The sequence below is a fragment of the Dokdonella ginsengisoli genome (assembly GCF_042652785.1).
GTDB classification, from domain to species: domain Bacteria; phylum Pseudomonadota; class Gammaproteobacteria; order Xanthomonadales; family Rhodanobacteraceae; genus Dokdonella_A; species Dokdonella_A ginsengisoli.
The window spans coordinates 1-13,806 of record NZ_JBHSHD010000012.1; the positions used below are offsets into that span (position 1 = coordinate 1).

The 13,806-nt window shown below is 66.5% G+C and carries 7 protein-coding genes; 5 read left to right on the forward strand and 2 right to left on the reverse strand.

What is annotated here, in order from left to right:
• The coding region (locus tag ACFO6Q_RS16585) for a toxin TcdB middle/N-terminal domain-containing protein (protein ID WP_380022228.1) at window positions 1-8,742 on the reverse strand (8,742 nt) is incomplete at its 3' end.
• A 1,025-nt stretch (window positions 8,743-9,767) separates the two neighbouring features.
• Complete coding sequence (locus ACFO6Q_RS16590; protein ID WP_380022229.1) at window positions 9,768-10,628, reverse strand: YicC/YloC family endoribonuclease; 861 nt, start codon at window positions 10,626-10,628, stop codon at window positions 9,768-9,770.
• Between the two features lie 72 nt (window positions 10,629-10,700).
• On the opposite strand from ACFO6Q_RS16590, the gene rph reads away from it, so the two are divergent.
• The 5 genes from rph to ACFO6Q_RS16615 are packed head-to-tail and all read left to right on the forward strand — an operon-like array spanning window position 10,701 to window position 13,790.
• Complete coding sequence (gene rph, locus ACFO6Q_RS16595; RefSeq protein WP_380022230.1) at window positions 10,701-11,426, forward strand: ribonuclease PH; 726 nt, start codon at window positions 10,701-10,703, stop codon at window positions 11,424-11,426.
• Window positions 11,423-11,815 carry a VOC family protein gene (locus tag ACFO6Q_RS16600; RefSeq protein WP_380022231.1) on the forward strand — a complete coding sequence of 131 codons (393 nt, stop codon included), beginning with the start codon at window positions 11,423-11,425 and terminating at the stop codon, window positions 11,813-11,815. Before rph ends, ACFO6Q_RS16600 begins: the two co-directional genes overlap by 4 nt.
• The gene (gene rdgB, locus ACFO6Q_RS16605) at window positions 11,812-12,405 is read left to right on the forward strand and encodes an RdgB/HAM1 family non-canonical purine NTP pyrophosphatase (protein ID WP_380022232.1); all 594 of its coding nucleotides are present in this window, start codon (window positions 11,812-11,814) and stop codon (window positions 12,403-12,405) included. Before ACFO6Q_RS16600 ends, rdgB begins: the two co-directional genes overlap by 4 nt.
• Before the next feature lie 27 nt (window positions 12,406-12,432).
• Complete coding sequence (hemW, locus tag ACFO6Q_RS16610) at window positions 12,433-13,602, forward strand: radical SAM family heme chaperone HemW (protein ID WP_380022233.1); 1,170 nt, start codon at window positions 12,433-12,435, stop codon at window positions 13,600-13,602.
• Window positions 13,602-13,790: a CPXCG motif-containing cysteine-rich protein gene (locus ACFO6Q_RS16615; RefSeq protein ID WP_380022234.1), complete on the forward strand. Its 189-nt coding sequence runs from the start codon at window positions 13,602-13,604 to the stop codon at window positions 13,788-13,790. Before hemW ends, ACFO6Q_RS16615 begins: the two co-directional genes overlap by 1 nt.
• The last annotated feature ends 16 nt before the right edge of the window (window positions 13,791-13,806 follow it).

Here is a 13,806-nt window from a genome sequence, read left to right on the forward strand (position 1 = left end):
TGCGTCGAAGCTCGTCGACGCCACCGGCGCCACCGGCTGTTGCGTCATCGCCGACAACACCCGGTGTGTGCTGCCCTGGAAGTCCGTCAGCAGGGTCAGGCGCTTGAGCTGATAGGCCCCGCGACTCACGTCCTGGACGACCAGCACGTTGCCGACGGTGCGCCGGACCTCCCTCAGCGCGCCCGCGCCGTTGTTGGCCGTGGCGAGGTAGCGGATCTCCGCGCCGCCCACGTAGTGCACCACCGTGCTCGCGCTCTGCGCGAGCGCGCCGTCGTAGTCCAGGCGCCGGACGCGCTCGCGGTTCGGGCCATAGGCGAAGCCCACCCGCGCACCCGTGTCGTTGTGCACCAGGTCCACCGCCTGGTCGGCGGCGTTGTAGGTGATCTTGCGCACCTCACGGCCGGTCGATGTATCCACCTGACGCACGACGTTGCCGTTCTTGTCGTAGCACTGACCGGTCGTGCCGACTTCGCTGAGCGCGTGTGGTCCGGGGAAGGCGCCCGAGCCGCAGCCGTTCGGCCGCGTTCCGTAGACGTAGGTGCCCACGTCGGTCTTGCTGGTGAGGTTGCCGTCCAGGGCGTAGCTGTGAGAGCGGGCGTAGAACGTAACTCCGCCCGCGGTGACCGCGCTGGTGGTCAATCGTTGGAGGCGGTCGTAGTGGAACTCCTCGTTCAGCACCTGCATCGAGGTGGAGTCGATGCGCTTGTCCAGGTTGCCGAGCAGGTCGTAGGAGTAGTGGATGTCCTGCAGAACCCCCGCCGTCGGCGACTGCGCCAGCAGACGTTCCAGCCGTCCCGTGTTCGGGTTGAATTCGCGCGTCTGCGTGTACTCCGAGCCGGCGGCACCTTGCTCGCGCTCCACCTGCCCGCGCGCGTTCAGCGCCTCGATCTGTCGATACACGATGAAGCGGCCATCGCTGGTCGGATAGGCCGAGCGCACCTGGCGCAGGTAGCCGCCGTTCACTCCCGGCACCGCGTCGGCGCCGTCGCTGTACACCTGGCGCTCGCCCGTCCACGGCTGACCCGGCGCCTGGAACAGGGACTGGAACGGACGGCCAAACGCGTCGAACACCCATTTCTCGGTATAGCTCTTGCCGTCCAGCGTGGTATCCCGCCGCTGCGGCCGCCCCAGGTCGTCATAGGCCAGCAGGCGCGTGACCTGCCCGTTGGACTCCTGCGCCAGCGCGCCCTTGCCGCTGAGAGCGGTGTCGTAGGTCCACGTCGATTCCGACTCCGTCACGCCCGCGCTGGTGTAGTCGCGACGCCGCCATACCCGGCCGCGACCGTCGTATTCCTGCGTCGTGTAGGTACCTTGAGGGCTGGTCTGCCGGATGACCTCGCCGGCGCCGTTGACCCGATAGACCCACAGCCCGGACCCGGCATCCGGATCCAACATCGTCTTCTTGCGCCCCAGGCTGTCGTAGGTCATCGACGTGACCTGGCTGCCGCGACGAACCTCCTCCGGATTGCCGCCGGCGTCGTAGCGCGTGAGCACCTCGAAGTTGTTGGCGTCGATCGTCCGCACCACTTCGCCCAGGGCGTCCTTGAACTCGATCTTCGTCTGGACCGCACCGGATTTGTTCGGCGGCAACGTCGTGGTGGTCTTCAAGCCGGCATAGGCGATCGTCGTCGTCGCGCCGGTCCCCGTGTGATAGACGCTGGTCGGGCGGTCGAGCGCGTCGTAGGTGGTTTCCGTAAAGGGAATCGAGGCGGTCACGGAGGAGTGCGCATACAAGCCGGTATCACGGGCGAAATACGGATCGGACTGCCGCGACACGTTGCCGTGATCGTCGTACTGCACGATGGATCCCACCCAGCTGTTGGCGGCGAAGCCTTGCGTGAGCGTGATCGTCGGGCGGCCCAGCCGGTCGTAGAACGCGATGCCGGCCGGCGCGCCAACCTTGGTCGTCGTTGCGCGATAAACCAGGCCCATGTTCTGCGGGCACGGCACGGTGGGCGTCCCGGCCGGAAGGCCGGTTCTCTCGCAGAAGCGTGCGTCCCAGCGCGTCGAGGAACCGTCCGCAGTCCAGGTGTAGCGCTTTCGGCCCAGCGCGCCGTAGCGGATCTCCGAGCGGACTGCGTTGACGTCCGTCAGCTGCGTGGGATCGCCCGCGGCATTGCGCGCTCCCACCCTGGAGGCGACTTTCTGCGCCGCCACGGCACCGAGGCCGCTGGAGAACAGCTCCGACGATTCGTCCACGAAACGGCCGGAGGAGTCGTAGGTCGTCCAGCTATGCCGCATGACCTGCCCTTCCGTGGCCGGGTGGAACGAATAGGCGTTGCTTCCGGACCCGTCCTGCAGACGGCACTGCTGCTCCGGAATCGTCGTGCTGCAGGCGAAGGTCTTGGTTCGATTTCCAAAGACGGAGTCGTAGTAGTAGTACTTGGCGACGGCAGGGACCTGAGCGTCGACCGGCCCATCCGGTGAAGCTCCGGAGACACCCTCGACTTTTTCCGACGCCAGCCGTCCCTTGTCGTCGTATCCGAAGCTGGACCTTCGGGCATTGGAACTGATGGTCGTCGCACTGCCCTCCTTGGTTACGCGCGTCGTGACCACCGAGGCAGTCCTCAGCCGGCCCAATCGCCAGTTCGACTCGGTGTTGTCGTAGGCGAACTTGCTCGCCGTCGTCACGGTGACCTTGTCGTCGCTCTTGCTCGTCTTGCCGGCCTTCGGGTTGCCGTAGCTGTCGTAGTCGGCCAGCAGGAATTCGGCGGTTTCCGAACTGACCGGGCCCGCATTCGCCCCGCCGACCAGGTCGTAGTGGCTGATCTGGGATTGCAGCCGCGCCAGGAAGATCGGAGCGACCGAGGTGCTCAGCGAGCGCCGATCCCGTTCATCGGGTTCCAGCCAGACGCCTGAGCAGGGGGACCCCGAAGGCTCGGTGTTGGGGTCGGGTTCCGACTGGGGAATCTCCATGCCTTCCACGAAGGTCCCCACCACCCGATCCGCGCAGATGCCCGTCAACGCGCCGACCTGGCTACTCTTGCGCCATTGCCACGTATCGGAAGCGCTCCGAATGAGGCGCGTCGTATTGGTGATGTCGCGCAAATCGGAATCGCAGCTGGCCAGGCCCGTCGTGCACGGCGGCGTATAGGGCATGCATTGCGTGGAATCTGCTGTCTGCACCCCCCGGGAGGCCGGATTCTGCCCACCCGCGCACGCGTCCCCCGGGAACCCCAGAGTGTCCAGATTTCGGGTTTCGGTGAAGTCGGGCAGGCCCGAATAGGGAAACCTCTGCTGGTAGTGCGAATTGACCTCGATGCTGTTTTGCACGTCGTACGACGTCACGCGCCGGAAACCCAGCGATCCGCGCCCACCGGCCTGGACTTTCAGCCCCGCGTAGCGATAGAGCATCTGGGATTCCGCACTGCCGCTGCTCTGCGTGGGTGCGCTGCTGGTCACGCTGCGCACCACGTAGTTCGGGCTGGCGACGTCGAACACCGGTGAGCCACGACCCGACGTCGTCAAGGGCGCATCGTAGTCGCGCCGGTAGACCGAGGAGAACGTCAGCGGCGCATAGTCGATCGTCGTCTTGGCACCGAAGCCATTGGTGATTTCCGTCACCACGCCGCGCGGTTTGTGGTGGCCTTTGGATCGCTGGAGTTTCCAGTCACGATCGCCGAGCTTGAGCTTGAGGCTGTCCACCGCACCGTCGCCGTCGAAATCGCCCATGGCCTGCGTCCAACCGGGTTGCGGCACCTTGTAGCTCGTGTTCGCGCCGCCAGTCCAATTGTCTCCGCGCCACAGGCGCACGGTGTACGTTTCACGGCCTTGCGCCCCTTCCTTCTCCCACCAGTCCAATTTGCCGTCGCCATCGAAGTCCAGCAGTTGCAGCGTGTTGTGGTCCGTGACCGTTCCGTCGGGGTCCAGACTGTCGATCACACGAAGGTCCCGGTCGGCGGCATAGGGGCCGCCCAGGCGGTAGCGCCACTGGGCGTCCTTGGTCGGCCGATAGACGAGATCGGCCAATCCATCGCCATTCACGTCGAGCGTGCGCACCCGCGGGGCAGGATTGTCGTGGTTTGGGTTGTCCTCTTCGTCGTAGACGTCGCCATAGATCGCCGGCAAAGCGCCAAACGGACGCGCTGCCTGGAACACGAATGGCCCCGCGTTCGTCTGGACGCCCTTGGCGAGGAAGATCTGCAGGTCGATCTCGTTCCATCCTCCGCAGCCCACGCCACCGACCCGTTGCGCGTTGACCAGGAAACGCAAGTCCGCGCGCCCATCGCCGTCGAAATCCGTGGCTTGGCTGTAGTTTTCTTCCGTGCGCGTCAGATCCCCCGGCACATAGCAGGTGTTGGGGTCTTCTCCGATGGGGTTGCCTGATTCGTTCAAGAATTGCGTTGGCAGGACCTGGAATTGGTATGGCGCGCTGCTGACGCCTGTCCGCCGCATGAGCGCGACCCAGAACGCGCCGTCATTGGCGCGGAAAAGCAGATCCGACATTCCGTCTCCGTCGACGTCGGCCAGCATGCTGCTGCCGAGGGCGCGGAGGGTTCCGTTGGGCGAGGGCGGCAGGGCCGCGAGTCGATTGGCCCATTTCGTCACTTGACCGGGGCTTAGATCCACCCAGAACAGGACGTGCTCCTGGGTCTCCAAGCCGGCACCGGTGGACAGTCGGAGCTTCCAGTTCATCCGTGTGGGCTCCGGGCACGAATTACTTCCCGGCGGACAGCATTGCACTTCACCGCAACTGGCATAGGCGAACAGCAGGTCATCCCGCCCATCACCGTTGAAGTCGAGCACCTCCCAGAGGCCGCCGTTGTTGTACCCGTCCGGGAACAGGGAGGCGCTGGTGAACACTTCCCGCAATGTCGGCGCGCCGGATCCCGCGTCACCGGTGAACGCGCTGATGTGCAATCGCGCGTTGTCGTTGCCGTTCGGACTGCTGGTCCACCACAGATCCGTGCGCCCATCGCCGTTCAGGTCCCCCAGCTTGTAGTAGCCGCCGGCGTTGGCCGCCAACGTCGCGGTGCCTTCAAAATCATCGGTGGGCGCCAAAGCGAAACTCCACGTCAACGTCGTGGCGGGATAGCAGACCCCACCTTGGCTCGAGCACTCCTTGAGCGAGGTCAGAATGGGGCGGGTACGCGACCAGGAGGGGATGTAGGGATCGGTTACCGTCGTGTTGTAAGACGGCTCGTAGTAGCGAAGCGTGCTGCCATTGGCGGCCTTGATCTCGATACCACTGATCAACTTGGATTGCTGATGCGGGCCGAGCAGCGAGTAGGCCACGTCCCTGCGTGTCGTCGAATCCATGTACCGGAACGTCACACTGCCTCCGCTGTAGGTGACGTTCTCCAGATAGCGTTCTCCCGCACCGCTGGCGGCGCTGTACTGGAAGGCAATCGCGTTGCCGGCCACATCCCTCAGCTGAGTCAGCAACCAGCCTTGCGCCGTGATCCGGCGGCCAGGGATGGGTTGAGGCTCGACGAATCCGTTCTCTCCTGGAATTCCGCTGGTCGACGTATTGCCCTTCACGGCGACGCCGGACACCGTTCCCGCTGCACCGCCATACGTGCGTACGCTGCCGTCCTTCCCTTCCACGGTGAACATGAAGCCCGTCGCATCGTGGTCCTGGACATTCGGATTCTGGATGGCGGTCAGCGTGATGCGCTGGAACGTCTCGATCTCGGTGCGATAGATCGCGCCGGCCTGGCGATGGGGCGATCCACCGACCCATAGCAGGCGTTGACCGTCCAGACAGAACTGGTTGGGATCGGCGCTGGGTTTGCCCGCGTCGCCCGCTTCCGCGCTGGGTCGGCAAGGCAGGATGGCGGAGGCGCCTTCCAAGGAGAAGCCGGTGCCGAGCGAGCCATCCGAACCGCTGCTGTTGTAGACCAGAGCCATCGACGGCGACAGTCCACCCGCTCCCGCGGGCACCGCCAACGGAATGCGATAGACGGCATTGCCGCCCTCGTCGACGCGGAACTCGCCAGCGATCGCGCCGACCTGGTCGGACTCGGTGTCGAGCGTGGGCACCACGAACGCTGCGGGACTGGTGCGCGGCTCCTCATTGCCGGTGTTCGAGTCGCCCTCCTCCGTGTCGAGCTTGCCGACAATCTCGGGCGTGATCGCGTGCAGGACCTCGTTGATCATCAGCTCGTAGTGGACGCGCTCGCCCGGCGCGAGATGCTCGACCGCGCAGGCACCTGCACAGGCGTCCTGCGGCAGGGCCGGGATCTGGGTGCGGCCGCCACTGACGTTATCGACGCGATAGGCCTTCGCTGCCGCCACCGAATTCCAGCGCACGGTGATCGAACAGGTCGGCGCGTCGCCCAACACCGTGCAGCCAGTAGCGTTGCCGTCGATCGTGAAGCTGCTGGTCGCCGTCGCCACCACCGGGGTCTGCGCCACGTTGCTGACGCCCCACATGACGACGTAGTACACGTTGCTGCCGACCGGCAGGTTGTCGATGGCGGCTCCGTCCGCCGTGGGCGTGATCCGTACGCAATCGGCGCTGCTCGCCGTGCACTTGCCGCCCGGCGCTCCGACGTTCATGCGGTAGATCGTCGCTCCCTCCGCAGCGATCCAATTGACGGTGACCGGACAACTGGTCTGTCCCAGCGGAAGCGATACCGGGCACACCCTCGGCGTTGCCGTGATGGAGGCCCTGACCGTGATCGTCGGATTGGGCGAGGTATCGCTCAGCGGCGTCGCAGCGCGACGCAAGGCGTAGTACACCCAAGGGCCGTTGCCCGTGCCCTGGACTTCGATCGTGTCCTCCACGTCGGTGCCATTGGCGACGCCATTCCTCAACAGCCCGGCACCTTGCCAATGTTGCCCGTTGTCCACGCTGGTGAATCGCTGGACGACGATCAGATTGCTGCCGTCCGGGTCCGGTGTCCTCCAATTGACCTTGACCACACATTTGCTCGTGTTGCTGCCTGGCACCGGTACGAGCAAGCATCGATTGGACGCCGTGATGGTGCTGTAGCGAGCGCTGACACTGACTTCGGACATGAACTTGCCGTTGTTCTTGAGCCGGTACTTGAGAAACTCCCCGTCGCTCAGAGTGTCCGTGTAGGCCCCCCAGGGCGATGTACTCACCAAACCTCCATCGCCCCCGTGCGACACCAGCGCATTGGATGCCTGGCTCACGCGCTCGACTGTCGTACCGATCATTGAGTTCCACTGCAGGGTCACGTCGCAAGACGACGTCGGCGTGAGCAAGTCGCACGTTGTTCGACTTGGGACGATGATCTGCGATTCTTCTGCCATGCGGACCGGGCGGCAGATGTCAGTGCCAAGATTGCAGCCGGCCGTACTGGCGTCAGGCACATAACTTGGCCACGAGGGCGGCCAGTCGATGCTGGGCAGATTGGGAGACGATGTCGAACTCGATAAATCGGCCTTCAGGCCGATGACCCCTTGTCGAGCGGTGTGAAACGCGCGCCCGAAGAAGTGCCCGTTCTGCAAGGGACTGGCCTTGGCCAGAACGGTCGGGGTTACGCAGTTCGGTCCGGTGCACTCCTCGGTAATGAGATAGTTGGCGGTCAGATACGAAATCTCCACCACCGTCGACTCATAGTCCGACGGAGCTTTGTCCTTCCAGAGAGTTGATGGTTCGTTCGGATAGGGCCCCATCTGTGCATACAGCCACAGTGGCCTGCGCTTGGCGTTGACGTTGTGGTGGGTATAGATATCCAGTCCATAGAACTGTGCATACCCGATCTTGAAGCCCGGCTTGTTCGGGTTGTCGGGAAAGCCCGCATCGCTGGGAACGCAGTCAACGACGGGGGCTCCGGGCGCGCACACCGCCAGCTCGGTCGCGGTGACTTGATGCGCGACGATCTGATAGCCCGGGACGGACGGATCGTTCCAGATGCCCGAGATGGCTCCCTGTGCCGTCAGGTCCGGTGGAGCGGCCAACGTCGGCGGCGGGGCCAGGAGATCCGGCCCACGCAGCGATGCCGGTGGTGTGTCCGAGCCGAACAGATAGATGCATTGCGTAGCCCCGAAGCTCCCCGCTGTCGTGCCGTCCTCCTTGTTGTCTGCGTACCACGTCCACCTCACGGAGGCCCGTGTGGCGCTGTTGGAAGGAAAGACGATGTCGACCCGCCCGACCTGCGGTCCAAGATCGGTGACATTGAAGCGCGGCCGCCGCAAAGCGGCGCTATAGACGACGGTCCCGTCCTGATCCTCACCAGCACCGTACACTGCTGGATCCGAGATGAGCCACGTCGCTCCTCCACCGATCTTCGGGTAGTAGGTATGCCACACCACCTGCATCTGGTTGCCCTTCGCTGGGGTCCAGAGCTTGAAGAGTGACCAGGATGTACTCGGCTGATTGGGTGACGCCCAGGCGCCACTGACGGGATCGCCCGGGTCGTTTTGCGGAGGCATGACCGAGGGGCAGTTCAACAGTTCCGTTGTCAGGCTCTGAAAGTCGGGCTCATCGACCTCATCGTCCTTCTCGCTCGCCTGCGTTGTCGTTCCGACCGGACTCGGCTCCGTGTTGATCCAAGCCAACGAAGCGTCCATCCAGGGCGCCCCCACGCCCGGGGCCGCACTGGCGGCCGCCCACGCTGCCTCGGCATCACGCAAGGAGGCGGCGGCCAAGGCGGCCGGTGTGCCGGCGGCGGCGTCCGCTATCGGCGGCTCGTTGGATGCCCCGGGGGACAGCGACACGCTCGCCGTATCCGTCCGCTCCGCACCGATCCACCCCAAGGCCCAACTGGCCGAACCCACGATCGCCATTGCAGCGAACGCCCACACCGCCCCCGCCTTACGCTTGATCACTACCGCCCCTTCTGTCCGTTATTGCCTACACGCACGTCAGCACTGCCTGATCCGGGTACCGCTGCGCTGTCGATTGCCGATCCGGATCGCTCTGGGAATCGAAGAATCCATGGGAATGGGTACCCGCCACGCGACGAACGCGCGAGTTCGCACAAGGAAGGAAGCCGTACGGAGACTGTGCGGCAGGTCAGCCAGCACAGCGCGTCGTCGCTGAGCGCCGCCTGCCGACACGCAACGAGAAACCGCCTCGCGATCCGGCAAAGGAGCACGCCATCGACACGAAGTGGATTTGCTGCAGGTCTAGACAGCCGGCCTCACGGCCCGGCCACCCCACGCACGCCTTGAGATCCCCAGAGACACCCCTGTCCCGTTACCCCACCCATTTTCAGTTTCCTGAAAACCCACAGTCTGCGGATCGGCGCATCGCCTTTGGCGTGCTCGATCGGCGCGCGAGTATCGAAGGAAGTTGGCCTTCCCGCAATCTCACACATTCGCAAGGACCATGCACATTTTCGTACGTTCCCGCCCGCTCGGATAGCTCGGCAGGCGGGCTATCCGGTCGCGAGTATCGGGACGTGCACGGCGGCGCTCTATGGCAGATTTCGGATTTTCGTGTAGGACATCGGCGCGACCGGTGTACGAAATTTCGTACACGGCGGTCAGGGAGCATCCGTGCGCAGGCCGGCGATGAGAGTGATCTCGTGCGGGTGAGCCCTTGCGCGACGGGGCAGGTCAGCCCCTTCTACGCCTGCGTACCGAACCGACGTCGGTCAACGCATTCGGCCAACGTTTCATCAGTGATCCGCTCCGAGCGTTTGGACCTTCCCATAGCGATCTCCGCGAGACATTGAGGGGGTCCGTGGGGGATGAAATCGGGGAAGCGCCGAGAACGGCGAACTTCCCACACCTGCCCGCACAGAAAGCCTGCGCTACCGTGGGATGGACTGGGCTGCGGTGAACCAAACCGCCTGCCTGAAACGCTGATTCTTCACACCACATTGGATGGCAAGGCACGGTATGGAAAATCACTCCAAATTTTGGACCTGTTCGCGCATCTGCTCGATCAGCACCTTGAGCTCGACCGCGGCGTTGGTCGTGCGCGGGTCGGCCGCCTTGGAACCGAGCGTGTTCGCCTCGCGGTTGAACTCCTGCATGAGGAAGTCGAGCCGGCGGCCAACCGCTTCCTTCAGGCCGAAGATGCGGCGCGCCTCGGCTACGTGTGCGGTCAGGCGGTCGAGTTCCTCGTCCACGTCAATGCGCTGCAGCTGCAGCACGACTTCCTGCTCGATTCGGCCGGGCTCGAGCGGCTGTTTCAGCTCGGCCAGCCGCGTGTCGAAACGCGCGCGCAACGCGGCGCGCACCTCGGGCAGGTGCGTGCGCACGTCGGCGACGATGCGCTCGATGCCGTCCAGCCGCTCGCGCAGGAAGCCGCCGAGGCGCTCGCCTTCGCGTCCGCGCGCGGCGGTCATGTCGTCCAGGGCGGCGTCGAGCACCGCCAGCGCCTTCTCGCGCAGCGATTCCAGATCCGTACCGCGCTCGATCAGCACGCCCGGCCAGCCCAGCAGGGACGTGAATTCGACCTGCATCTGCGGAAACTTCGCCGCCATCGCCTGTGCCGCCTCGGCCAGGTGGCCGACGCGCTCCTGGTCGATCGCGATCGACGCGGCGCCGACGGCCGGCCTCCAGCGCAGGCCCAGGTCGACCTTGCCGCGCGCGAGCCGCGCCGCGACGCGCTCGCGCATCACCGGCTCGAGCGAGCGCAGCTCGTCGGGCAGGCGCAGGCCCAGCTCCAGATAGCGGTGATTGACCGAGCGCAGCTCGATCGCCAGCGTGCCCTGGCCGTCGTCGGCCTCGGCGCTGGCAAAGGCGGTCATGCTGCGCAACATGGGCGTATCCCGGAACGAAAGGGCCGCAATGGTAAACTGCGCGGCTTCGATCCCAAAGCATAAGTCTCCCGCATGAGCCTCGCCCGCCCCTCCGGCCGCCGCGCCGACCAACTGCGCCCGGTCAGCATCGAGCGCCACTACACGCGTCACGCCGAGGGTTCGGTGCTGGTCGCGTTCGGCGACACGCGCGTGCTGTGCACGGCCAGCGTCGAGGAAAAGGTGCCGCCGTTCCTGCGCGGCAAGGGCGAAGGCTGGGTCACGGCCGAGTACGGCATGCTGCCGCGCGCGACCGGCCAGCGTACGCAGCGCGAAGCCGCGCGCGGCGGCCAGGGCGGCCGCACGATGGAGATCCAGCGCCTGATCGGCCGCGCCCTGCGTGCCTGCGTCGACCGCCACGCGCTCGGCGAGCGCACGATCACCCTGGACTGCGACGTGCTGCAGGCCGACGGCGGCACCCGCACCGCGGCGATCACCGGCGCCTACGTGGCCCTGGTCGACGCGGTGAACTGGCTGCGCTCGCGCAATGCGATCAAGCGCGATCCGGTCTTCGGCGCCGTCGCCGCGGTTTCGGTCGGCATCTGGCAGGGCACCCCGGTGCTCGACCTCGACTACGCCGAGGATTCGGCCTGCGACACCGACATGAACGTCGTCATGAACGACGGCGGCGGTTTCATCGAGGTGCAGGGGACGGCCGAGGGCCACGCCTTCCGCCGCGAGGAACTGGATGCCCTGCTCGCGCTGGCTTCGGCCGGCGTGACCGAGCTGTGCGCGAAGCAACGCGAGGCTCTGTCGAGGTGAACCGCCACATTGCCTATATCGCGCTGCTGGTGCGCGACTACGACGAAGCGATCGCATGGTTCGCGCAGGCGCTCGGCTTCGTGCTGGTCGAGGACAGCGACCTCGGCGGCGGCAAGCGCTGGGTGCGCGTCGCACCGGACGCGGACGCCGCGTTCCAGCTGCTGCTGGCGCGCGCGACGACACCCGAGCAGGGGGCCGCGGTCGGACGCCAGCACGGCGGCCGGGTCGGCTTCTTCCTGCACACCGACGACTTCGCGCGCGACCATGCGCGCCTCGCCGCCGCCGGCGCACGCATGGACGCGGCGCCGCGCCACGAGGCCTACGGCACCGTCATCGTGTTCGAGGACCTCTACGGCAACCGCTGGGACCTGATCGGGCCGCCCCAATGAAACTCGTCCTCGCCAGCGGCAACCACGGCAAGCTGGCCGAGATGCGCGAGATCCTCGCCGGGCTCGACATCCAACTCGTCGCGCAGAGCGAGCTGGGCGTCGCCGACGCCGAGGAAACCGCGACGACCTTCGTCGAGAACGCCCTGCTGAAGGCGCGCCACGCGGCGCGCGCGACCGGGCTGCCGGCGCTCGGCGACGATTCGGGAATCTGCGTCGACGCCCTCGGCGGCGCGCCGGGCCTGTACTCGGCACGCTACGCCGGCGCGCACGGCGACAGCGGCGCGAACATCGCCAAGCTGCTCGACGCGCTGCGCAACGTCGACCAAGCGCAGCGCACCGCGCATTTCCATTGCACGATCGCGCTGCTGCGCAGCGCCGACGATCCCGCCCCGCTGCTCGCGCACGGGCGCTGGGACGGCCGCATCCTCGCCGCGCCGCGCGGCGCGCACGGCTTCGGCTACGACCCGGTGTTCTTCGATCCGGCGCTGGGACGAGGCGCCGCCGAACTCGACCCGGCGACGAAGAACCGCGTCAGCCATCGCGGCCAGGCACTGGCGCAGCTGCGCGCCCTGCTCGAACGCGGCGTCTGAGCCGCCGCGGCTGTCCGCCGTCCCGCCATGCCGATGATTCCGCCGCCGCTGTCGCTGTACGTGCACATCCCGTGGTGCGTGCGCAAATGCCCGTACTGCGATTTCAATTCGCACGAGCGCGGCGGCGCGCTGCCGGTCGACGCCTACGTCGAGGCGCTGCTGGCCGATCTGGATCGCGACCTGCGCGAGCATGCGGCGGCGATCGGCGCCCGGCCGCTGCACAGCGTGTTCTTCGGCGGCGGAACGCCGAGCCTGTTCGCGCCGCAGGCGATCGCGCGCATCCTCGACGGCGTCGCCGCGCGCATCACGCTGCCGCGCGACGCCGAGATCACGCTCGAGACCAATCCCGGCACCGTCGAGCACGGCCGCTTCGACGAATACCTGAGCGCCGGGGTCAACCGCATCAGCTTCGGCGTACAGAGCTTCGACGACGACAAGCTGCGCCGGCTCGGCCGCATCCATTCCGCCGCAGAGGCCGAGCGCGCCGTGAAGCTGGCGCAGGACTCGGGCCTGACCAATCTCAATCTCGACCTGATGTACGCGCTGCCGGAGCAGACGCCGGACGGCGCGATCGCCGACGTCGAACACGCAATCGCGTTGCGGCCGGCGCACGTCTCGCACTACCAGCTCACGCTCGAACCCAACACGCTGTTCGCGGCGAAGCCGCCGCCGCTGCCCGACGAGGACAGCGCATGGGACATGCAGGAAGCCTGTCAGGCGCGGCTCGCCGCCGCCGGCTACGCGCAGTACGAGGTGTCGGCGTACGCGCGAGAGGGGCGCGCATGCGCGCACAACCTCAACTACTGGCGCTTCGGCGACTATCTCGGCATCGGCGCCGGCGCGCACGGCAAGCTCGGCGACGCGCGCGCGGACTCGATCGTGCGCACGACCAAGCTGAAACTGCCGCGCAGCTATCTCGAGCGCGCTGCACGCGGCGAGGCATTCGGCGGCGCGAATCCGGTACCGGCTGCGGAGCGGCCGTTCGAGTTCATGCTGAACGCGCTGCGCCTGAATGTCGGCGTCGACGCCGACCTGTTCGAGGCGCGGACCGGCCTGCCGCTGACCGCGATCGCCGCCCCGCTCGAACGGGCGCGCCGGCGCGGCTGGCTGGTCGACGACGACACCCGCCTGCAGCCGACCGCCGACGGCCGGCGCTTGCTCAACGATCTGCTTCAACTCTTTCTCGGAGCGACCTGATGCTCGAGACGATCACCATCGACTGCCCCTACTGCGGCGAGCGCTACGCCACGCAGGTCGACCTCTCGGCGGGTTCGCAGAGCTACGTCGAGGACTGCGCGGTGTGCTGCCGGCCGATCGAGATCGCCGTGCGCGTGGACGAGGACGGCGAGCTGCTCGGCGTGGACCTGCGCACCGATCGCGATTGAACCGCACCGGGGCGGC